Genomic DNA, 20,805 nt, shown 5'->3' on the forward strand with positions numbered 1-20,805 from the left:
AAATAAATGGTCGCTGTCCCTATTTAAAATAACCATGAAGGTATTAACTCAGTTTGAAAGAAAATCGTTTTTATTTCAGGATCCGGAATTTATTATATCCTGCACCGATCCCGCTTTATTTACGGCAGCTTTTGAAAATATCGAAGAAGCGCTTGGTAAGGGATATTATTTAGCCGGGTTTTTATCTTACGAAGCCGGATATTGTTTTGAAGAAAAATTACGTAAGGACAAACAGTATGAATTTCCGCTAATCTATCTGGGCGCGTATAAAAAGCCTGAGCAAAACAAAACTGAATTTCCTAAATTAGCCCCTTCGGATTATCCGGAAAATTTCTTTTTAAATATCACCCGCCAACAATATTCTTTGGATATAGAAGCGATTCGCGATTATATCGCCAAAGGCGACGTCTACCAGATTACTTACTGCATTAAATTATTTTTTAGATTTAATGGTCAAGCGCTCTCCCTTTATAATCAGCTGTTGAAAGAGCAGCCTGTGCCGTATCCGGCCTATATCCAAACCGACAACTTCCATATCCTTTCTTTATCCCCGGAGTTGTTTATTAAGAAAAAATCGGCACATTTGGTCACCAAGCCGATGAAAGGCACCTGGTCGCGAGGTAATGGAATGCTTTCGGATTTAATCGCGCCGCTGCGCCTTAAGTACGACCGTAAAAACCGGGCGGAAAACGTGATGATTGCCGATCTTTTAAGGAATGACTTGGGGAGGATGGGGGTCAATATTAAGGCGCCAACTCTTTTTGAGGTAGCCAGGTATAAAACTCTTTGCCAGATGACCTCCACCGTAACTGCCAAGATCGACAAGAATCTACCTGTTTATAAACTGCTTTCTTCGATTTTTCCTTCCGGATCAGTTACCGGAGCTCCCAAAATCCGCGCTATGCAGATAATCAATGAGCTGGAAAGAGAAGAGCGCAAGATCTATACCGGAGCCATCGGCTATATCACTCCTGATAGGGATATGTTTTTTAATATTCCCATCCGCACGCTTTTAATCCAAGGCAATCAGGGGGAGATGGGTATTGGCGGGGGGATAGTTTGGGACTCCACCCCTGACGGAGAATGGAGCGAAGGCCTGCTTAAAGCCAAATTCCTGACGGATCTTGCCAAGACGCCTTTTATCCCAGAATAAGACCCTGTTTCCTAGCCAATCGGGAAACAGGGTCTTATTCCAAAAATAAATAACTTTTTACTGGACAAATCCCAAAAATGTGTTAGACTTATCAACGTAGTGAATAAAGGATAAGAGGTTTGTAGACCGCGAGGTTTAGAAAACTAACCTTCGCGGTTTTTTGTTCCCAACGCTTCTGGCGTTGGGATTCCGCCGAGAAGTTATTGGGTGGCTGCATTCTGCCGTTATTTGCTAAAATTTTAGAGGAGAGGGGGTAGTAAATAATGGCAAAGGGAAAAGTAAAGTGGTTTTCAGACCAAAAAGGTTTTGGGTTTATCACACCTGAATCCGGTAGCGATGTATTCGTTCATCACAGCGCGATCCAGGGTGAAGGTTATAAATCTTTAGCCGAGGGCCAGGATGTTGAGTTTAACATCGAAAAAGGACCTAAGGGCGAACAGGCTACTAATGTAGTCAAGCTCTAAAGCTAAAAAAACAAAATAGCCTGGCTTCTATAACTGGAGGCCAGGCTATTTTTTAAAAAAGGAGTCAGAATGAATACGGGAAAAATCAAAAAGCTGGTCCGCGATCGCGGGTTTGGTTTTATCAGCGATACCGACGGCAGGGAAGTGTTTTTTCACCAGAATAGCTTGGTTGAAGTAAAATTTGACGCTTTAAACGAAGAACAGGTAGTAACCTATGATATTGAAAAATCCGATAAAGGCCCGCGCGCGGTCAATGTGCATATCGCCTGATTTTTCTTGTTGATTTAGCGTAAAAGATTGTATAATGTAGGCTATGAAAGTTAAAAGAAACACCAAAAAACTAATTATCGACTGCCTTAAATGCAAGAATCAGGCGGATTGCTGCCGGTTTGGGGCCTGGATTGACTTAGATGAGGCCAAGAAAATATTAGCGCTGGGCATAAAAGGCGACTTTTTTCATTTAGAAAAAGACAAATCTTTTCCTTCCGGATATAAAGTCGGCACCAGCTATGAAGATGAGCAGTGCGTCTTTTTGGATGCCGATGGCCTATGCCGGATCCATAAGGTTGATTACGCCGTTAAACCGGTAACCTGCAAGGAATTCCCCTACGAAGGCAAAAAAATCGCCCCAATCGCTAAAGTGTTGTGTGTTGTGCATAAATCTAAAATTAAGAGATCTAAAGCCAACCGGAGAAAATAGATATGGAGAATGAAAATAAGCCAAAGTGGTATTTTAAAAGTTGGTCGCTGGTCATATCTTTTCTTTGTGTCGGCCCGTTTATGCTTCCGCTGGTCTGGATAAATCCTCAACTAAATAAAAAAGCCAAAATAATTATCACCGCGGTAATTTTGGTTTTAACGTACCTGTTAGTCATAGTTTCCCTGAAATCATTAAAAACGATAAGCACTTATTACCAATTATCTACGCTTTAAAGTAGAAAACTGGTTTTATGTCCGAATATATTTGTCCGCATTGCAAAAATCCAATCTTTGATGACGATGCCCTATTGTGCCTTTATTGCGGGGAAAGTCTCGGACGCGGTAAAGGTTTTATCAGCAGCCTGAAATACTCTAAACCAAAAGTAATCGCGATAACCGTAACAATCCTGATTTTATTGAGTTTTATCATATTAATCATGCGTTCATAACTCCATTTTCATTCAAGGAAAAAATATGAAATATACTAAAGGAACGATCGGCAGGGTTTTTCTGGTAAAATTTGAAAATGATGATGTTTTAATCGATAACTTAAGCCAACTGGCTAAAAAGGAAGGGATTAAAGCGGCAACCCTGATTTTTATCGGCGCGCTTAAGCAGGGGGATATAGTTACCGGACCCAAGAAACCGGTGATTCCGCCACAGCCCAATAAACTCACCTTTAAAGATGGTTGGGAGGTAATGGGGATTGGCACAATTTTTACCAATTCCAAAGGCCCGCAATTACACATTCACGCCAGTATGGGCAAGAAGAATAAAGTTTTGACCGGATGCGTGCGCGGCAAATCCAAGGTATTTCTGGTTATCGAAGCGATAATCATCGAGTTAAAAGGGGTAAAGGCCGGCAAAGATATCGATCCTAAAACCGGGCTTAATCTTTTAAAAATTATTTGATTTGAAACTTGGTTTAAATATTTTCCCCGGTATGTTATAATATCCCAAAAGGAGCGGCTATGGATTTTGGCGCGGTTAGAAAAGGTATGAAGTTGTTTAGTTTTGAGACGCGTACTGATTGCGATAATCTTTTCGAAGGGGTGATTCTCCAGCAGGAACTGGAGAAGCTTAATTTGCAATTGAAAAGTTTGCTTGGGGAGCCGGTTTATCCGTCGAAAAACAGGCTGGCGCACAAAGTGCGCACAACAGTGGATGGCTTTGGCGGGATTATGCCCGGCCAGATGCTCTATTATAAAGATTCGGGAAAAGACAGTATTTTCGCGATGCTCTGGCCCTGGAAAGACGGCCAGCACACTACCGTAAAGATTATTCAGCAATAATCAGATAGGAGATTCGATGGGTTTAAAATTTGATTTTAACAATCTGTTCGATTTTAGCGTGCAAGAGCACGGGGTAAGCCAGCAGGATATTAATGAAATTTTACCTGAAGCGCAGAAGGCAGACGCGTACCTAAGAAAGATCATTGCTGATCCTGCCGCAAGGGTCAAATTGAGTTTGGAATGGGTAAAATTACCCGAACAGGATAAAGAGAATATTACTAAAATCAAGAGTCTTGCCCGTCAGATTTCCAGGAAATATGAAAATGTACTTTTCTTAGGAATCGGCGGTTCATACCTGGGTTTAAAAGCGGCGCAAGACGCGCTGTGTGTTCCTTATTATAACGAATTTAAATCTTTGCGCAAAAAATTACCGCGGATTTATTTAGAAGGCAATAACCTGGATCCGGATACTTTAACCGCGTTATTGAAAAACCTTAATCCCAAAAAAACATTTGTGGTGGTTATTTCCAAGTCCGGCGAGACTACCGAAACCAAAGTAGCTTTTATCTTAGTCGAGGCTTGGCTTAAAAAAGGAGCAGGGGCAAAATACGGCAGGCAGATTTTGGCAATTACCGATCCTGAGTCAGGGTCTTTACGCAAAAGGGTTGAGGTTGAACAGAAAAAAGATGCTTTGAGTTTTCAATCCTTGCCGCTTTTAAAAGGTGTTGGCGGCAGGTTTTCGGAGTTTAATATGGGCCTGCTCCATTTGGCAATAGCCGGTGTGGATATAGCGCCAGTTTTGGCCGGGGCCAAGGAAATGTTTGCCAGATGCAGCCAGGAGGATATTTTAAAAAATCCCGCTTATCTGTACGCTTTGTTGCACACCATACTTTATCGCAAAAAGGCAAAATCGCTGGCGATTTTAATGCCGTTTTCACAAACTCTTAAATCCACCGCCGATTGGTACGTCCAGCTTTTAGCGGAAAGCTTAGGCAAGAATAATCAGGGCCGCACGCCGATATCGGCGGCCGGCACCAATGACCTGCATTCCATCCAACAAAATAATGTCGAAGGAGAAAATAATAAAGTAGTGACATTTATCCGGGTGGAAAAATTCAAAACCGAGTTAAAAATACCCGCTAAGCATGATTTCTTATCCGGTAAAAGTTTTAGCGAGCTTATGCGTTTAGCTCAAGAAGCTACGGAGTGGGCTTTAGTCAGCCGCAGCCGGCCGAATTGCACCATTATTATGCCTGAAGTTAACGCCTATAACTGGGGTGCTTTATTATTTTTCTTTGAGTTAGCCACCGCCTTTGAAGGGGAGTTGCTTAAGGTAAATGCCTTTGATCAGCCGGGAGTAGAAGGATACAAGAACTATATGTACTATAAATTAGGCAAACCCGGAATTCCGCCGTCAGTCGCCGAAGAAATCAAGAATAAGCCTCTAATTAAAAATCCTGAATATATACTTTGAAAAAAGGGACCGTTTCTATTTTTCATTCTCTAAAACTAAGAAAAATAGAAACGGTCCCTTTTTACCCTTATGCTAAAAATTGGAAAATTAAAACTCGAATCTAATTTAATTCTGGCGCCGATGGCCGGAATTACGGATTTGCCCTATCGTATGCTCTGCCGGAGGTTTGGGGCGGAGTTGGCTTTTGTGGAGATGATTAATTGTCGTTCGGTTAGCTTTAAAAGCAGGAGAACCAAGCAAATGCTTTTAACTCTGCCCAAGGATAAACCTTTAGGCGTTCAGATATTAGGATGCGAAGAGCAATATATCTTAAAATCTTTGGAGGTTTTAAAAAATTATAAATTTGATATTTTAGATTTTAACGCGGCTTGCCCGGCAAAAAAAGTGGTTCGCCGGGGGGAAGGTTCAGGATTATTGAGAGAGCCGAAAAAATTTGCCAAATTATTGAAATTAGTGGTCAAAGAGTCATGGCTTCCGGTAAGCGTAAAGATCCGTTTAGGCTGGGATAAAGATTCAGTTAATGCCCGCCAGATTGCTCTGCTGGCTCAAGATTGCGGGGTAAATGCTTTGTTTATCCATGGCCGGACCAAAACCCAGGGCTACAGCGGGCAGGTAGACTATAAGATCATTAGCGAAGTCAGGAAAGCCCTCAATATACCTTTGATTGCCAGCGGAGATGTTTTTTCCGGTTTACTGGCGAAGAAAATGCTGGATGAAACCGGATGCGCCGGCCTGGCGATTGCCCGGGGATCTTTGGGCAACCCCTGGATATTTAAAGAGATCAAGGAATATTTAGAGAGCGGCAAGATTGTCAGCCGGCCCGTGGAAAAGGAAATTGCTAAAGTTATGCTCGAACATTTAGACGCTTGCATCGATTTTTATGGCGAGCGAAACGGGGTGGTCATCTTCCGGAAGTTTTACACCTGGTATACCAAAGGATTACGCAAAGTGCGCCAGTTAAGAGAAAGGTCTTCGCGGGTTAAAACCAAAGAGGAAGTGGTAAAAATTATTAGTGAGGGGTTGGGGCAGAGATAATTAATCTGTCACTGTAACCCCCCCTAAAAAAATTAAACCTTCGCTAGAAATGGCGAAGGTTTTTTGCTTAAATATTATGTTAGAAATCAATAATTTAAACGTCTATTGCAATTAGATAAGAGTGATATTGTAAGGGGGAAATGTTTTATATTGACAATGTACATACATTATGTTAAAATTTAACCGTAAGTGAAAATATGATACAAATAAGCAATTTCGATTGGGATGAGCAAAATTTAGAGCATATACATAACCACTTTGTTAAGGATTATGAAGTCGAAGATGTCTTATTGTTCGATGAGCCAATTTATTATAGAAGAAAGGAAAACAAATATTGCGCCTTTGGCATTAGTAATGGAGGCAGATATCTATTCATTGTTTTTGTAGTTAAGGATACAGGGTTGATAAGAGTTATTACGGCAAGAAATATGACCAATACGGAAAAGAATCTTTATAACAAGAGAAGGTAAAGAAAAAATGAAAAAAAAGATACCTGAATTTAAGAACGAGAAGGAAGAAGCAAGATTCTGGAGTAAGCATAGCCCGATTGAGTTTTTGGATGAATTTAAAGAAGAAAAGGCGCCATTTGAATTTACTATGGGATTACTTAAGAAAGCGGCCGAAGAACATAGAGAGAAAAAGAGCGCTTTAACCCTCAGAATGGAGCCCAGCCAGATTTATCTTACAAAAATCATCGCTAAAATTAAAGGAGATAAGTATCAATCCTTAATGAGGAGATGGATTCGCGAGAGAGTATATAAAGAAATTAAGGAGCATCCTGAGGTAGAAGATGAAATTCGTAAACAAAAAGCACATCTAGTGAGCAGATAGATTAGGTTTAATTGGCTGCACCCTCAAGATTTTATATCCCGTAAATAACAGGAATTTTCAATAACCATCCCTTGATTTCCTAACCCTCTGTGATAAAATATATAACAATAGGTTTTGTTGAGATGAATAAAGCGAAAAAAGGGCTGGATCTAACCATTCAGCCATTTTTATTTCGCGCGCCCGACAGGGCGAATTACTTAAGGAGGTAAAGTGGACGCATTGTTAAAAAAAATTATTGAGGCACCCGGCATTCCGGGGTATGAAACTCAAATCGCCAAAATTATGCATGATGAACTCAAAAAGGTTTGCGACGACGTGCAAATCGATAATTTCGGTAATGTCATTGCCAAAAAAGGCAAAGGCAAAAAGAAGATTATGCTTGCCGCGCATATGGATGAAATTGGCCTGATGGTCAAGCACATCACTAAGGAGGGGTTTTTGTATTTTATAAAAGTAGGCGGAATCGATGACCGGATTCTTCCTGCCCAGCGGGTAATCGTCAAGGCTAAAAAAGGCGACTGCCTGGGAATAATCGGCGCCAAGCCGCCGCACCTGCAGAGAGAAGAGGATAAGAAAAAGCCCCTTAAATATGAAGATATGTTTATCGATATCGGCTGTAAGAGCAAAGAAGAGGCGGAGAAAAAGGTAGAGGTGGGGGATGTGGTAATTTTTGAGCCTAATTCCGGGGTATTAAACGGCAAGCTATATTACGGCAAGGCCATTGACGACAGGATTGGGTGTTTCGCGCTGATTAAAATAATGGAGAAATTAAAAACTGAAGCGGAAGTTTACGCGGTTGCCACAACTCAGGAAGAGGTCGGTTTAAAAGGCGCGCGCACTTCGGCATTTAAGGTTGATCCGGATTATGCTCTAGCCATCGACACTAATGCCGCCGGCGATACTCCTCAGATAACCGAACGCGAATCTTCTTTAAAGCTGGGCTCAGGGGTGGCCATCACCATTATTGAGGCATCCGGAAGAGGGTTGATCGTCAATGAAAAGATAAAGGACCTGCTCATTGATGTTGCCAAGAAGAATAAAATTAAATATCAGATCGATGTAATCGAGGGCGGGATGACTGACGGAGCGATTATCCATATGAACAGGGAAGGGGTTCCCACGGGAGTATTAAGCATACCTACTCGTTATATTCATTCGCCAACCGGAGTTTTTAATATTGAAGATTTAGACGCTGCCGTGGAGCTGGCGGTAAAGGCGGTGGAGAGTTTGAGTAAATGAGGTAGATTTCATTAATATTCCAGCATAGATTTTGGTTGTAAAAGGAGGGGTAGAGGGGTAAAATATAGCCCTAGTACAAAGGGGCGTTATATGGAGTTTGGATATCAAAATCTAAAGGCAACTCTCTAAAAAATAGGGGGCTGCTTTTTTATTGGCCATCTCTAATTTGTGAAAAATAGAAACAGTATCTAATTTTACCAACAGATGTTTAATTTATTTAAATTTCAAAATTATCGTTTTTATTGGAAAGTAAGAAGTTTAATTTTATTTCTTAAGTTTAAAATAAATAGTCTATTTTTTAAAGGTAATCTAAGAATAAAAGAAGTTAAGGAAGAGTTATCAATTACTACTCAGCTAGCATGGCTTTCCTCCAAGACAATTCTTTTCTCTATTTTTATTGTAATATTTCTTGAATTACTCGAAAAAGTAATATTAAAACTCCTTCCTGTAGATAAAACAATCTTTCTAGCTAAAACACACTCCTTAATTACGGGGAATCCTTACTCTTTAGAGAATTTTCTTATGACAATTGCTTCGGTATTGGGAGTATTTTTGGGTCTTTACTTCACGGCAGTTAGTATAGTAGCTAGTTCTGTATTTACAACTGTACCAAGCGATGTTAGAGAATTGTATTTGAGAGAGAAAATTGGGAATACATATATAAAAATATTAGCCATTCTTTTGGCAGTCTCAATTATAATGTTTGGTTACAGAATATTCAATTATTATCCGGGTATATTGCCAATCGTTTTAATGCTCATTTTTAGTTGTATTAGCATATTCGCATTTGTGATGTTAGGAATTAGGGCCTTTTCCTTTTTTGACCCTACCATATTGGCAGATACTATCTTTAGTGATTTGTATGCTAATATAAAATTGGCAAGTGTTAACGGGCTAAAATGGTCTGATTCTAGCCTCCAATCCCATTATCATAAGCTTGCAGCAAAGAACATAAATACCCTGAATAATTTAGTAGAAATATGTTTGAAAAATCCTAACTTATACAAAAAGTCTGTTCCATTGTTATCATGGCGGGTATGTTATTTTTTAAAAGATTATCAAATTCAGAAGGCTTTAATACCCACTGATAGCTATTGGTTTTCTCGTGTACCAAAATATAAGGATACTTTTCTTGTGGACGGTTCAGTATTGCAAATAGCATTACAAACACAAACTTCTATACAGCCAGAAGTTATAACTGATAATTATTGGTTTGAAGATGAGGTATTTAAAATACTTACGAATATGCTCAAGGTTATGTTAGATAGCCATAATATTGCTATTGCAGCAGATATTCTCGATGGAATTAATAAATATTTTGAAGAGTTAGGAGAAAAGCTAGAAGGAAAGAAATGCTGCGGAATGCTAAAAAATATAGAGACAGTGATGGAACCTTATTTTTTAGGTCTTTCTGAAGATAAATGTAAAGGAACGGGTGACATAAATTTTGCATTATTTGATAGATATAATATGCTTCTACTATCTTGTGTTATAGGATTTAATAAATTTAGTCGCGAATTCAAACTATCTTCATTTATGCAAAGCGTGGATTCAATTTTATGGGAAGATAAGGGAGCCATATATCGAAGTTCTGTTATGTCTATTACATTAGAAAGACTAGAATTCCTTCAAAAGCGTCTTGAATTTGAACAAAAGGTGGAAGGAAAGTTTATTAGTCCTGTTTGGTATAGGAGGCAGTTAGTCGGTATTAAAATTGGTCATGTGATAAATGAGTGTTTTGAATCGGTAGTAGATTCATTACAGAAATTCTATGTTGATAGTTCTAATATTCTATTAGATAAAAAACTTATTGTTTTAACAACATATAGGACTAGAAGAGGGCTTGAAGCGTTTTCGAAAATACAAGTTCATCTTTCGAGCATTAAAAAACTAATAGAAGGTTTCGATAAATTTAATATAGAAAAGGAATTGCCTTGGCCAAAGTGGGATTGGGATACTATTGAGAAGAGGATAGACAAGAATAACGATTCCCTTATCCAGCAAGAGGCCAAATGTCTCCCAATGCTATCTCTCATAAATAAAACAGAAAACGAGCCAGACCTTTTCGGAGAAACATATCATAGAATTTGTCAGGAATGTTTTGAATCCTTATCAAATAATAAAGATGAAAAATTCTCCATTGTATTTCCTTCTTTATTTATAAGTGCGCTTCAAGCCCACGACTTGCTTAGAGTTTCATATAAAGACCGTGATGCCAGAACGCAAATATTAATTTCCTTTCAGCCACTATCAGACCTTATTGAGTTAAGTGGTTATGCCAAAATATATTCTGAATTATTCTCTTCTCCAAATCTATGGCAGACATGTCAGAAGAGTTGGGATAATTATTTAAGTAATCAGGTGAAAAAAGATGAAACAATAAAATATATCATTACAAGTTATCAATATAAACGGGCTCAATTTGGTTTATTTGCGCGTGACATATGGAAAACAAATTGGCAAATGGAGCTTAATAATAAATTACGAGAAAATAATTTGATTAACAGTAGATTTAGAGGAGATGATTATTGGAAAGGGCTAGAGGGGAAGCAAATACATAAAAGTCCTTTTATTCGAACTCTATGTAGGGGTAGGTATGAGCCATTTATTACAGCCTCGGAAATTTTCCTTCTTGTTTATTTTGTAAAACAACATGGAATCAATGATTTTGTTGATAATCGTGATTTTATTAAACATTTAGAAGAGGAAGAAGCTCTCCACAATGAAGATAAGGCATAAAGAAATAAGCGAAAACGAGCTAAGTTCTGGTAAATCTATATATTATTCTAATCCAGAGCCTGGGAAAGAAAGAGATTTGTTTGCTTCTTTTTACGGTCATATGCTGACTGAAGATATTCATTTAGGTATAATGCCTATTGGTGGTAGAACCAAGAACAATCTTTTTAAGATAACGCTTAAGCCACAGAATGCAGAAGTAGAGAATTTGATAAAGGATAGCTTACCGACGCATTATGGTGAACCTCAGGATTTGAAAGAGGCCGTTTGCGATTTTATTGATGAAGCTGCTGGATTATTAGGATATGGTGGTGTGGCTTATTATGAAACTGTATATTATTACAAGGTTCCTAGTAAACCAATACGATTTGAACTACGACATATCATCAATAATACTATAAAAGATACTTTTGGATTATATTGGCAGTATGTTCCAGGTGCTGCATTAGAGTATGTGGAGGGAGACAAAAGATTTATTTGGCTACCTAGAAAGAGCATTATAAAGATAAGATTCCCAGATACGATAGGCGGTTCAAATAATCAACGAAAATTAATCTATAATCTTGCTTGGTTGAGTAAAAGTAGCGTAATGCCTGAATTCGCAAGAGATGATATGGAAAAAAGAGAGCAACAAACAAGTTATGATTTTACAGTTTATCGTAGAAACAAGGATATATTTTTAGCTAGAATTACTCAGCATTTAGGGTGGCCTGCTAGGAGCTTAATGAATGATTGCGCTTCAGAGATTTATGAATTATATAGACATTTAAAATTTGAGAAAACAAAAGCGATTATTAGGGAAACTATCTTACATAGTCTCAATAAAGCATTAGTCAATATTGGTAAAGAAATTGGTTTTAACGCAGCAATCGAAATAAGCGGTATTCCTTCAGTATCAGATTTTGATACCTACATTAAGCAGCTTCTCTCCGGAGAGATGTCATTCAAAAAGGTTGCTGAAGTAATGAGATATGATTTTTAGTTTAAACTTTGGGTTGTCTATTCAAGATATAGGTCTGGTTGTTAAAGAGACATAGATAGTACAATATACATGGAACAGGAACAAATAAATCAAACCTCCTCACCATTAGAATTAGGGCAATTCAAGCCTAAAGGGTTCTTGGATGGCCTTGTTGATTTTGTTGAATCTCTTGATAAAACATTCCGAAAAATCATAAATTCCGAGGGTTTTAAATTATTCATAGATTCACTGGCTCAGATTGGAAAGATTCTGGTTGATTATGCCAATAAGACAGCGAAAGCAGCAGATATTATTTTAATTAATATGGGATGGTGGATTCTGCCAGAATGGACTCCGACAGATATTTTTAATGTAGTTTTACTATATAGAGAAGGGAAAGAGAAGCAAATTGAAAAACAGATTATGACTTTCTTTGATAACAAAAAACTAAATAAAATGTTAAAAGAGTGGAAGCAAAGTCATTTATTAAAATCAAGAATACATATACTTAAGGATGCAATTTGGGCACACAATCAAGGCAAGTATACATTGTCAGTGCCAGCATTATTACCGCAGTTAGAGGGTATTATGGTTGAAGGGTTAGAACTTAAAGGAAACGTTCGATACAAGGAGATAAAGGACTCATTTCAGGATAAGCTTAAGGCGTCAGAAGTTGACTTTATTTTCACTATTAAGAGTTCCGGTTATAGAATTATTGAGCAGTATATTAGTGAAAAGTTTGAGTGGGGTCAGATAACGAGTTCAAAGTTTAGTAGACATGCCATATTGCACGGTCATTATACAAACTATAACAGAAAAAAGACTTCCCTTAAGTTGATATTGCTTATTGATTATGTGCAAAAGGTATTGAGTAATAACCTTAAGATTCTTCCTTCTCATCCGTCAACCATACAGTATGAAGACTCATTAGTCTATAATAAGGAGAAATAAATGGATTGGTTGAAGAGAATGAAACTGTAATGATTGCAGACATAAATTATTTTGAAATGGAAATAGTAAAATCAAGAAAAGGAGGAATAAATTAAAAATAAAGCCCTAAAGGTTGCGGGAGTTATTTTCCTCTTAGTGGCAATTATGCATTTATTAAGAGTAATCCTGAAGTCTGAAGTAATAATAGCGGGTTTTACTCTGCCAATTTGGTTTAGCATATTGGGTTTATATTTGCGCTATTGCTATCACTATGGATGTTCAAATCTCTTAAATAGCCCAAAATTATTGCAAAGATACTGTGTCTAACTATAAACAAAAAAACCCCGAATGTTACCGGGGTTTTTTGTAGGTGATAGGCCTAATAGCCTTCGCTATCGTTTCCAGCCTCCTGTTACGTTAACTTCTCTCACCTCTCTAACGTAAGTATGCCACATAAATATCCAAATTTCAAGTCCCCCTAAAATAAATTTTATAGTATAATAATCCCAGAATGCAAAGCACAGCTATTCAATATCTTAAGGGTATCGGACCAAAGCGCTCAATGAGCTTTGAGGCCAGGGGTGTCAAGACCATTGAAGACCTGTTGTATTATTTTCCGCGCCGCTACGAAGACCGCACCAATTTTGCCAGCATCTCCGTCCTTAAAGAGGGGCAGGTTTATACCATTAAAGCCCAGGTTTTAGCCGGAGGCCAGCGTAACTCTTGGCGCAGGCGCAGCTTTAGCATTACCGAGGCAGCCCTGGAGGATGGTACCGGTAAAATTTCCTGTGTTTGGTTTAACCAGCCGTATCTTAAGGAATATCTTAAAGTCGGCGTATCCCTGATTCTTTACGGGAAAGTTGAGCGATATAACGGTCGGCTGCAGATGAGTAATCCGGAGTTTGAGATTCTGGACAGCCAGGATGAAGACTCTTTAAATATCGGCAGGATCGTGCCGGTTTATACTTTGCCAAAAGGCTTTAGTCAGCGGAGTATGCGCTCGCTAATCAAGAATACCCTGGACGGATATTTACCCAAAATTAATGACCCGCTGACCTATGACCTGCGCACCCGCAATAACCTGTTGAATTTGGCGCAGAGCCTGTTAAATATCCATTTTCCGCAGGATTTGGATTTACAAAAACAGGCGCACCGGCGTTTAAGTTTTGAGGAGTTTTTTATTTTTCAACTGCCGCTGGTTTTAAGAAAGCTTAGCCGTAAAGAAAAAAAAGGAATCCAGCATTCGGTCGAAGGCAAGTTAGTCGATGATTTTATTTCCAAGTTATCTTTTAAATTAACCGCAGCCCAAGAAAAGGTTTTGACGGAGATAAAAAAGGATATGGCCGCTCCTGTAGCCATGCAGCGGCTTTTGCAAGGGGATGTTGGATCAGGAAAAACCGTAGTGGCGACTTTAGCTTGTTTAGTTGCCATTCAGGGCGGATATCAGGCGGCATTTATGGCCCCGACTGAAATCCTTGCCCGGCAGCATTATGAAAAAATATCCGCTCAGCTGGTCGGGTTAGCTTTTGCCGGCCGTAAATTACGCGTAGGTTTATTGGTCGGACAGGATAAAGAAAAGGAAAATACATATCTTGATCTAGAAGAGGGCAAAATCGATCTGATTATCGGCACGCACGCCCTGCTTCAGGAAGAGTTAAGTTTTAAGAATTTGGGCTTTATTGTCATCGATGAACAGCACAAATTTGGCGTTGGGCAAAGGGCGCTTCTGCCAAAGAAAGGCAATAATCCGGATGTCTTGATTATGACCGCCACCCCGATTCCCCGCACTCTGGCAATCACTCTTTACGGAGACCTGGATATTTCGGTAATTAATGAGCTGCCCGCCGGCCGTCTTCCGATCAAGACCCTGCTTTTTAATCAAGAGAACTGTAAAAAAGCATACGCCATTGCTAAAGAAGAACTTAATTACCGGCGCCAGGCCTATATTATTTATCCGGTAATCGAGGAGTCTTACGCTTTAGACATTGCCGGAGCTAAAAAAATGTTCACTGAGCTTAAAACAGGGGAGTTTAAGGATTTTAGGCTGGGCTTAATCCATGGCCAGTTAAAAACTAAAACGCAGGAAGCGGCAATGCTTAAATTTAAAAACCGCGAGTTGGATCTTTTGGTTTCCACTTCGATTCTGGAAGTAGGTATTGACATTCCCAATGCTACCTGTATGATTATTGCTTTTGCTGAGCGTTTTGGCCTAAGCCAGCTGCATCAGTTACGCGGCAGGATCGGCAGGAGCAATCTGCAGTCTTTTTGTATTCTGATCTCGGATGGCCAAACCGAGGAGGCCAAGGCGCGCCTGGCAGCGATGGTGGCTTCAACTGATGGTTTCCGGATCTCAGAGGAGGATTTAAAGATTAGGGGGCCAGGTGAATTTTTCGGCAACCGCCAGCACGGTTTAGCCGAGCTAAAAATTGCCAATCCCTTAACTCAAATGCAGCTACTCAAGGCTGCCAGAGAAGAAGCCATTGCCTTGATTAAGCAAGATAGCCGGCTGGAAGACCGCGCGCATCAATTATTAAAAGAAAAACTTTTACAGAGGTTTCCGGAGTATAAAACGATAATGTTGGTGGGTTAAGATGAGAATAACTACGGGAAAATACCGCAACCGTAAAATATATATGCCTAAGGGTATCCGGCCGACCCAGGATAAAGTGCGCAAGGCGGTTTTTGATATACTGGGGGATATCAGCGGATTAACATTTTTAGAGATTTTTGCCGGTTCAGGGGCAGTTGGGCTTGAGGCGCTCTCCCGGGGCGTCCGTGAGCTGACCATAGTTGAGAGTAACCGGGATTCCATCCTCGCCATTAAGAAGAATATTGAGCTGCTGAAAGCCCCGGACTGTAATCTCTACCATTTGGAAGCGGATAAAGCGATTAAGCTGCTGTCCTTGGATAAAAAGAGCTTCGATATCATATTTATTGACCCGCCTTACCACAAGGATATGGCAAAAAAAATCTTGCAAACCCTGGAGGCTTATGATATATTATCGCCTCATGGCCTGATAGTTATACAGCATTTTAAGGCGGAATTGTTGCCAAAAGAGAGCCTGAATTTCAGCTTAATCAAAGAAGCCAAGTATGGAGATACCTGGCTTTCAATTTTCAGGAAGAAAGAGTAAAATGTGCCAGACCGCGATTTATCCAGGGACATTCGATCCGGTAACTAACGGCCATATTGATTTAATTTGCCGGGCGCATGAAATTTTCCATGATGTCATTGTGGCGGTGGCGCATAATCCACACAAGAAGCCGATTTTTAGCGTTGCCGAAAGAGTTTCGATGCTTAAAAAAGCTACTGAAGGCATGGACGGAGTAACGGTTACGCATTTTGACGGTTTGGTGGTGGATTTCGCGCATAAAATGAAGGCAAAAGTGCTGGTGCGCGGGGTACGCATGCTTTCCGATTTTGAATACGAGTTTCAGATGGCTTTGACTAACCGCAAACTTTCCAGCGATATTGAAACAATTTTTCTTATGCCGCATGAATCCTACAGTTATTTATCGGCTAAACTGATTAAAGAAGCGGCTATTTTAGGGGCGGATCTGTCAAGTTTTGTCCCGGATTTTGTCGGTTCGGCTTTGCGGAAAAAATACGCGCTACGCAAAAAATAGTGAAAATAATTGTTAATCAGGTTCCCGCAGAGGGCCTGTATTTAGAAGAAGAGATTAATCCGGCGGAACTGGACCTGGAAACAGATTTAATCAAGCCCCGTTCTGATTTGAAAATAAAGGCGCAGGTTTACCGGATTACCAATGCCTTGACCGTAGAGTTAAATATCCGGGCGTTTCTTTACGCGGATTGTTCTCGCTGCCTTGAAGAATTTGGATGGGAATTTAATAAAGATGTGCAGTTGAGTTTCCCTTTAGACACTGATACCACTTTTATTGATTTAAATCCCAGTATAAGAGAAGAGGTAATTTTAGATTACCCCATAAAGCCTTTATGTAAAATAACTTGCAAAGGACTTTGTGTAAAATGCGGTAAAAACAAAAACGAAGGAGGATGCAACTGTGCCATTACCTAAACGAAAGCATTCAGCAGCGCGCGGCCGCAAACGCCGTACGCATTGGAAGGTCAAATCAACCAGTTTAATTTCCTGTCCGCAATGCAAACAGCTTAAGCTGGCGCACCGGGCTTGTCTGGCCTGCGGCTATTATGACGGCCGCCAAGTGATGGAAATTAAGGTCAAAGAGAAGAAGAAAAAGTCCCGTTAATTATTAAGATGAGCACCTTAAAGTTTTTATCCAGCGAAATCCCCCGAAGCTTGGCGAAGGGAGAGGAAAGCCTCTGATGAAAATAGTCGTTGATGCTATGGGCGGAGATTTTGCCCCCGGCGTAGTTATTGATGGCAGTTTGGCCGCGGTGAAAGAGTATGATGTGGAGGTCATTTTGGTTGGAGACCAGCCAAAAATTGAGGCTCTTTTGAAGAAAGCTAGATATACCGGCAACAGGATTAGCGTGCAGCATGCCACGGAAGTAATTGAGATGAGCGAGTCCGCGGCAACCAGCGTGCGGCGTAAGCGGAATTCCTCGATTGTCCTGGGCTTAAATTTGGTCAAAGAAGGCAAGGCGGATGCTTTCTTTAGCGCGGGCAATACCGGAGCGGTTGTCTGCGCCGCTACTTTAGAATTAAGGTTATTGCCGGGAATCGAGCGGCCGGGGATCGGCATTGTTACACCCACTTTAAAAGGGGTGTCTTTGATCATTGATGTCGGCGCCAATATCGATCCTAAGCCCACGCAATTATTGCAATATGGGATTATGGCCGATGCTTATTGCAAAAATATTTTAAATAAACCTAATCCTAGCGTGGCGTTGTTGAATATCGGAGAAGAAGAGAAAAAGGGCACGGAGTTTATCCGCGAGGCTTATGGGCTCTTGGAAACGAGCAAATTAAATTTTATCGGCAATGTCGAGGGTAAAGACCTTTTTAAAGGTAAATGCGATATTATCGTCTGCGATGGTTTTGTGGGCAATGTGGCTTTGAAGGTTTCCGAAAGCGCCGCCGAAGCTATGCAGACATTTTTAAAGCGTCATCTGCTCAGTAATATTTGGGGCAAGATCGGGTTGATTTTTATGATGCCCAGCCTCAAGCGTTTTAAGAAAGAGCTGGATTACGCCGAATACGGCGGAGCGTTATTGCTGGGGGTAAATGGCGTAGTGATTATCGGCCATGGCCGTTCGAATATGAGGGCGATTAAGAACGCGATCCGGGTCGCCAAGGAAGAGGTTGAACGCCAGGTTAATACTAAGATTATGGAAGCGCTAAAATAGGAAGGTAAAGATTTGAAAAAAGTAGGGATTATCGGGGTAGGCGAATACCTGCCGGAAAGAATTCTCACCAACGCCGACCTTGAAAAAATGGTCGATACATCCGATGAGTGGATTACCACGCGCACCGGAATAAAAGAAAGGCATCTGGTTGCCGAAGGCCAGGCTACTTCGGATTTAGCTTTTAACGCGGCTCACCGGGCGTTGGAAAATGCCAAACTCAAGGCCGAAGATTTAGATTTGATCGTCGTGGCCACAATTACCGGCGATATGCCTTTTCCTTCGGTGGCCGCGCTTGTTCAGGAAAAGCTTGGTGCAAAAAACGCGGCCTGCTTTGATATCTCCGCTGCCTGCGCCGGTTTCTTATATGGGATTTCCGTAGCTGAAAAATTCATTGCTTGTTCCGTTTATAAAAACGCGTTAGTAATTGGCGCCGAAGCCTTATCTACGATTACCGACTGGCAGGACCGTAATACCTGCGTATTGTTCGGCGATGGGGCAGGGGCGGCAGTATTATCGGAAGTAAAAAAAGGCGGGATTATTTCGACATATTTAGGCTGCGACGGATCAAAGGCCGGCATATTGAATCTGCCTGCCGGCGGCTCGCGCAATCCGGCAACTAGCGAAACCGTAAGGAACCGCCAGCATTTCCTGAAGATGCAGGGAAATGAATTATTCAAGATCGCGGTTAACACGATGACCCGGGCCGCCGAGATTGTTTTAAAACAAGCGGGGATGACTTTCGCGGATGTGGATTTAATCATTCCGCACCAGGCCAACGCGCGCATCATTATGGCGGTAGCCAAAAAATTGGGTATTCCTGAAGACAGGGTCTATCTTAATATCGAAAGATGCGGTAATATGTCCAGCGCTTCCACAGTTACCGCGCTTTGTGAAGCAGTGCAGGAAGGAAAAGTTAAGAAGGGTGATATCATCCTCTTAGACGCGTTCGGAGCGGGTTTGGTTTGGGGCGCCTGCATTATTGAATGGTAGGCTATCTTTTTGCCGGCCAGGGCAGCCAATACGCGGGGATGGGAAAAGATTTATACGAAGCATTTCCCGAAAGCAAAGCGATTTTTGAGCGGGCAGATAAGGCGTTAGGATTTTCTATATCCAAGGTTTGTTTTGCCGGCCAGCCGGAGACTTTAAAGCAGACTATTTTTTCTCAACCAGCCATACTTACGGTAAGTATGGCCGCGTATGAAGCGTTTAAAGCCAGAGTAAAAACAAAACCATCTTTTATGGCCGGTTTAAGCTTAGGTGAATATTCCGCTTTAATTGCCGGGGGAGTTTTTACTTTTGAGGATGGATTAAAGTTAGTGCGTAGAAGAGCGGAGATAATGGAAGAAGCTACGTTCAAACATCCCGGTAAAATGGCAGCGGTTTTGGAATTGCCTTTTGATAAAGTGAAAGATATTTGTTTAAAAAGCGGAGCTGAGGTTGCCAATATTAATGCTCCCGGGCAGATTGTTATTTCCGGAAAAAAAGACGCGGTGGATAAGGCCAAAGATTTATGTGTTGAGGCCGGGGCAAAAAGAGTAATTGAATTAGAGGTCAGTGGAGGCTTCCACTCTTCGTTGATGTTTGAAGCTTCAGGAGAATTAAAAAAAAGATTAGATTTAACGCCCATATCCCCGCCCACCATACCCGTAATTAGTAATTATACCGCTTCTGCGCAGTACCAGGTTACGCAGATAAAAGAAAATTTAGTTTACCAGATCTATAAATCCGTAAGATGGGAAGAATCAATGAAGTATATCTTATCGCAAGGGATAACTAATTTCATTGAGTTTGGGCCGGGTAAGGTATTAAAAGGATTAATGCGCCGTATTGATAGCAATGCGCAAGTTGTGAATATAGAGAAGAAAGAAGATATTCTAGCGTTGCAGTAAGTAGGGGTATTTATGAGTGCGCGGGTGACTGCCAAGACGAAGCCCTTGCCGCGCGCAACGAAAGTGAGCACGGCGAGGTGGATTGGCAGGCAGGACCCCGTCATAGAGAAATCATCATGGGAGGTCTTATGCGTCTAAAAGATAAGGTAGCTTTAGTAACTGGTGGAGCCAGGGGCATTGGCCGGGCGATTGCCCTGGCTTTTGCCAAAGAAGGCGCCGGTATTGTGGTAGCGGATGTTAACCTGGAAGTAGCCCAGAAAACCGCCCTGGAAATCGAAGGTTTAGGCGTTAAAGCGCTGGCTTTGGAGATGGATGTAACCAACTATGATAAGGTCGAAGAAGGCATAAACAAAATTCTTGACAAAATGGGAAAGGTTGATATATTAGTTAACAACGCCGGAATTACTAAGGATAATCTTTTGCTTAGAATGTCCCCGGCGGATTGGGATGCGGTAATCAATGTTAATTTAAAAGGCACATTTAACTGTATTAAAGCCGTATCCCGGCCGATGATTAAACAAAGAAGCGGCCGGATTATCAGCATTGCTTCGATTATCGGTTTGATGGGTAACCCGGGTCAGGCAAATTATGCCGCTTCCAAAGCCGGGATCATCGCTCTTACCAAGACAGTAGCTAAGGAGTTAGCCAGCCGTAATATTAACGCTAACGCGGTAGCTCCGGGGTTTATTCAGACGGAGATGACGGCTAAGCTTCCTGAGGATTTAAAAAAGAAAATGCTGGAGGCAATTCCTTTAGCGAAATTAGGCACACCGGAAGATGTAGCAAATGTCTGCTTATTTTTGGCTTCTGATGAGTCAAGTTATATAACCGGGCAGACAATTACCATTGATGGCGGGATGGTCATGGCGTAA

The 20,805-nt window shown here is 40.9% G+C and carries 25 protein-coding genes; all 25 read left to right on the forward strand.

Annotated features, from left to right (window positions below; all coding sequences use genetic code 11):
* The first annotated feature begins 34 nt into the window (after positions 1 to 34).
* Entirely contained in the window at positions 35 to 1,153 is a 1,119-nt protein-coding gene (locus PHG87_05885; GenBank protein MDD5477704.1) for a chorismate-binding protein, read from the forward strand.
* 263 nt (positions 1,154 to 1,416) lie between these two features.
* Positions 1,417 to 1,617: a cold-shock protein gene (locus tag PHG87_05890; protein ID MDD5477705.1), complete on the forward strand. Its 201-nt coding sequence runs from the start codon at positions 1,417 to 1,419 to the stop codon at positions 1,615 to 1,617.
* Positions 1,618 to 1,686: 69 nt separating this feature from the next.
* Positions 1,687 to 1,887, forward strand: a complete 201-nt coding sequence (locus PHG87_05895) for a cold shock domain-containing protein (protein ID MDD5477706.1) — start codon at positions 1,687 to 1,689, stop codon at positions 1,885 to 1,887.
* Positions 1,888 to 1,930: 43 nt separating this feature from the next.
* Entirely contained in the window at positions 1,931 to 2,317 is a 387-nt protein-coding gene (locus PHG87_05900) for a YkgJ family cysteine cluster protein (protein MDD5477707.1), read from the forward strand.
* A 2-nt stretch (positions 2,318 to 2,319) separates the two neighbouring features.
* Positions 2,320 to 2,550, forward strand: coding sequence for a hypothetical protein (locus tag PHG87_05905; GenBank protein MDD5477708.1), 231 nt, complete (start codon positions 2,320 to 2,322; stop codon positions 2,548 to 2,550).
* 17 nt (positions 2,551 to 2,567) lie between these two features.
* Positions 2,568 to 2,765 (forward strand): zinc ribbon domain-containing protein, encoded by a 198-nt coding sequence (locus PHG87_05910; GenBank protein ID MDD5477709.1) that lies wholly within the window; start codon positions 2,568 to 2,570, stop codon positions 2,763 to 2,765.
* A gap of 25 nt (positions 2,766 to 2,790) precedes the next feature.
* Positions 2,791 to 3,228: a DUF296 domain-containing protein gene (locus PHG87_05915; protein ID MDD5477710.1), complete on the forward strand. Its 438-nt coding sequence runs from the start codon at positions 2,791 to 2,793 to the stop codon at positions 3,226 to 3,228.
* Positions 3,229 to 3,287: 59 nt separating this feature from the next.
* Positions 3,288 to 3,608 carry a hypothetical protein gene (locus PHG87_05920; protein MDD5477711.1) on the forward strand — a complete coding sequence of 107 codons (321 nt, stop codon included), beginning with the start codon at positions 3,288 to 3,290 and terminating at the stop codon, positions 3,606 to 3,608.
* Positions 3,609 to 3,624: 16 nt separating this feature from the next.
* On the forward strand, positions 3,625 to 5,022 hold the full coding sequence (locus PHG87_05925; GenBank protein MDD5477712.1) for a glucose-6-phosphate isomerase: 1,398 nt from the start codon (positions 3,625 to 3,627) through the stop codon (positions 5,020 to 5,022).
* A 69-nt stretch (positions 5,023 to 5,091) separates the two neighbouring features.
* Entirely contained in the window at positions 5,092 to 6,057 is a 966-nt protein-coding gene (gene dusB, locus PHG87_05930; protein MDD5477713.1) for a tRNA dihydrouridine synthase DusB, read from the forward strand.
* Between the two features lie 197 nt (positions 6,058 to 6,254).
* A complete protein-coding gene (locus tag PHG87_05935; GenBank protein ID MDD5477714.1) occupies positions 6,255 to 6,527 on the forward strand; it encodes a BrnT family toxin in 273 nt (90 codons plus the stop codon).
* Positions 6,528 to 6,534: 7 nt separating this feature from the next.
* Positions 6,535 to 6,888 (forward strand): CopG family antitoxin, encoded by a 354-nt coding sequence (locus tag PHG87_05940; GenBank protein ID MDD5477715.1) that lies wholly within the window; start codon positions 6,535 to 6,537, stop codon positions 6,886 to 6,888.
* 210 nt (positions 6,889 to 7,098) lie between these two features.
* Complete coding sequence (locus PHG87_05945) at positions 7,099 to 8,127, forward strand: M42 family metallopeptidase (protein ID MDD5477716.1); 1,029 nt, start codon at positions 7,099 to 7,101, stop codon at positions 8,125 to 8,127.
* Positions 8,128 to 8,331: 204 nt separating this feature from the next.
* The gene (locus tag PHG87_05950; protein ID MDD5477717.1) at positions 8,332 to 10,866 is read left to right on the forward strand and encodes a hypothetical protein; all 2,535 of its coding nucleotides are present in this window, start codon (positions 8,332 to 8,334) and stop codon (positions 10,864 to 10,866) included.
* On the forward strand, positions 10,850 to 11,845 hold the full coding sequence (locus PHG87_05955; protein MDD5477718.1) for a hypothetical protein: 996 nt from the start codon (positions 10,850 to 10,852) through the stop codon (positions 11,843 to 11,845). The genes PHG87_05950 and PHG87_05955 overlap by 17 nt, the downstream gene beginning before the upstream one ends.
* A gap of 69 nt (positions 11,846 to 11,914) precedes the next feature.
* A complete protein-coding gene (locus PHG87_05960) occupies positions 11,915 to 12,775 on the forward strand; it encodes a hypothetical protein (protein ID MDD5477719.1) in 861 nt (286 codons plus the stop codon).
* A 490-nt stretch (positions 12,776 to 13,265) separates the two neighbouring features.
* Positions 13,266 to 15,344 carry an ATP-dependent DNA helicase RecG gene (gene recG, locus PHG87_05965; protein ID MDD5477720.1) on the forward strand — a complete coding sequence of 693 codons (2,079 nt, stop codon included), beginning with the start codon at positions 13,266 to 13,268 and terminating at the stop codon, positions 15,342 to 15,344.
* 1 nt (position 15,345) lies between these two features.
* Positions 15,346 to 15,888 carry a 16S rRNA (guanine(966)-N(2))-methyltransferase RsmD gene (gene rsmD / locus PHG87_05970; GenBank protein MDD5477721.1) on the forward strand — a complete coding sequence of 181 codons (543 nt, stop codon included), beginning with the start codon at positions 15,346 to 15,348 and terminating at the stop codon, positions 15,886 to 15,888.
* 1 nt (position 15,889) lies between these two features.
* Positions 15,890 to 16,381: a pantetheine-phosphate adenylyltransferase gene (gene coaD, locus PHG87_05975; GenBank protein ID MDD5477722.1), complete on the forward strand. Its 492-nt coding sequence runs from the start codon at positions 15,890 to 15,892 to the stop codon at positions 16,379 to 16,381.
* Positions 16,381 to 16,794, forward strand: coding sequence for a YceD family protein (locus tag PHG87_05980; protein ID MDD5477723.1), 414 nt, complete (start codon positions 16,381 to 16,383; stop codon positions 16,792 to 16,794). Before coaD ends, PHG87_05980 begins: the two co-directional genes overlap by 1 nt.
* Entirely contained in the window at positions 16,781 to 16,984 is a 204-nt protein-coding gene (gene rpmF, locus PHG87_05985) for a 50S ribosomal protein L32 (GenBank protein ID MDD5477724.1), read from the forward strand. The genes PHG87_05980 and rpmF overlap by 14 nt, the downstream gene beginning before the upstream one ends.
* A 76-nt stretch (positions 16,985 to 17,060) precedes the next feature.
* Positions 17,061 to 18,044: a phosphate acyltransferase PlsX gene (plsX, locus tag PHG87_05990; GenBank protein ID MDD5477725.1), complete on the forward strand. Its 984-nt coding sequence runs from the start codon at positions 17,061 to 17,063 to the stop codon at positions 18,042 to 18,044.
* Positions 18,045 to 18,056: 12 nt separating this feature from the next.
* Positions 18,057 to 19,034 carry a ketoacyl-ACP synthase III gene (locus PHG87_05995; protein ID MDD5477726.1) on the forward strand — a complete coding sequence of 326 codons (978 nt, stop codon included), beginning with the start codon at positions 18,057 to 18,059 and terminating at the stop codon, positions 19,032 to 19,034.
* Positions 19,028 to 19,933, forward strand: a complete 906-nt coding sequence (gene fabD / locus PHG87_06000) for an ACP S-malonyltransferase (GenBank protein MDD5477727.1) — start codon at positions 19,028 to 19,030, stop codon at positions 19,931 to 19,933. Before PHG87_05995 ends, fabD begins: the two co-directional genes overlap by 7 nt.
* Positions 19,934 to 20,061: 128 nt before the next feature.
* Positions 20,062 to 20,805 (forward strand): 3-oxoacyl-[acyl-carrier-protein] reductase, encoded by a 744-nt coding sequence (gene fabG, locus PHG87_06005; GenBank protein MDD5477728.1) that lies wholly within the window; start codon positions 20,062 to 20,064, stop codon positions 20,803 to 20,805.

The sequence above is a fragment of the Candidatus Omnitrophota bacterium genome (assembly GCA_028716245.1).
Taxonomy (GTDB): domain Bacteria; phylum Omnitrophota; class Gorgyraeia; order Gygaellales; family Profunditerraquicolaceae; genus UBA6249.

What these genes read in the sequence shown, in the direction of transcription:
- PHG87_05885 (MDD5477704.1), top strand. Translation starts at nt 35, where the DNA reads ATGAAGGTATTAACTCAGTTTGAAAGAAAATCGTTTTTATTTCAGGAT.
- PHG87_05890 (MDD5477705.1), top strand. Translation starts at nt 1,417, where the DNA reads ATGGCAAAGGGAAAAGTAAAGTGGTTTTCAGACCAAAAAGGTTTTGGG.
- PHG87_05895 (MDD5477706.1), top strand. Translation starts at nt 1,687, where the DNA reads ATGAATACGGGAAAAATCAAAAAGCTGGTCCGCGATCGCGGGTTTGGT.
- PHG87_05900 (MDD5477707.1), top strand. Translation starts at nt 1,931, where the DNA reads ATGAAAGTTAAAAGAAACACCAAAAAACTAATTATCGACTGCCTTAAA.
- PHG87_05905 (MDD5477708.1), top strand. Translation starts at nt 2,320, where the DNA reads ATGGAGAATGAAAATAAGCCAAAGTGGTATTTTAAAAGTTGGTCGCTG.
- PHG87_05910 (MDD5477709.1), top strand. Translation starts at nt 2,568, where the DNA reads ATGTCCGAATATATTTGTCCGCATTGCAAAAATCCAATCTTTGATGAC.
- PHG87_05915 (MDD5477710.1), top strand. Translation starts at nt 2,791, where the DNA reads ATGAAATATACTAAAGGAACGATCGGCAGGGTTTTTCTGGTAAAATTT.
- PHG87_05920 (MDD5477711.1), top strand. Translation starts at nt 3,288, where the DNA reads ATGGATTTTGGCGCGGTTAGAAAAGGTATGAAGTTGTTTAGTTTTGAG.
- PHG87_05925 (MDD5477712.1), top strand. Translation starts at nt 3,625, where the DNA reads ATGGGTTTAAAATTTGATTTTAACAATCTGTTCGATTTTAGCGTGCAA.
- dusB (MDD5477713.1), top strand. Translation starts at nt 5,092, where the DNA reads ATGCTAAAAATTGGAAAATTAAAACTCGAATCTAATTTAATTCTGGCG.
- PHG87_05935 (MDD5477714.1), top strand. Translation starts at nt 6,255, where the DNA reads ATGATACAAATAAGCAATTTCGATTGGGATGAGCAAAATTTAGAGCAT.
- PHG87_05940 (MDD5477715.1), top strand. Translation starts at nt 6,535, where the DNA reads ATGAAAAAAAAGATACCTGAATTTAAGAACGAGAAGGAAGAAGCAAGA.
- PHG87_05950 (MDD5477717.1), top strand. Translation starts at nt 8,332, where the DNA reads ATGTTTAATTTATTTAAATTTCAAAATTATCGTTTTTATTGGAAAGTA.
- PHG87_05955 (MDD5477718.1), top strand. Translation starts at nt 10,850, where the DNA reads ATGAAGATAAGGCATAAAGAAATAAGCGAAAACGAGCTAAGTTCTGGT.
- PHG87_05960 (MDD5477719.1), top strand. Translation starts at nt 11,915, where the DNA reads ATGGAACAGGAACAAATAAATCAAACCTCCTCACCATTAGAATTAGGG.
- recG (MDD5477720.1), top strand. Translation starts at nt 13,266, where the DNA reads ATGCAAAGCACAGCTATTCAATATCTTAAGGGTATCGGACCAAAGCGC.
- rsmD (MDD5477721.1), top strand. Translation starts at nt 15,346, where the DNA reads ATGAGAATAACTACGGGAAAATACCGCAACCGTAAAATATATATGCCT.
- coaD (MDD5477722.1), top strand. Translation starts at nt 15,890, where the DNA reads ATGTGCCAGACCGCGATTTATCCAGGGACATTCGATCCGGTAACTAAC.
- plsX (MDD5477725.1), top strand. Translation starts at nt 17,061, where the DNA reads ATGAAAATAGTCGTTGATGCTATGGGCGGAGATTTTGCCCCCGGCGTA.
- fabD (MDD5477727.1), top strand. Translation starts at nt 19,028, where the DNA reads ATGGTAGGCTATCTTTTTGCCGGCCAGGGCAGCCAATACGCGGGGATG.
- fabG (MDD5477728.1), top strand. Translation starts at nt 20,062, where the DNA reads ATGCGTCTAAAAGATAAGGTAGCTTTAGTAACTGGTGGAGCCAGGGGC.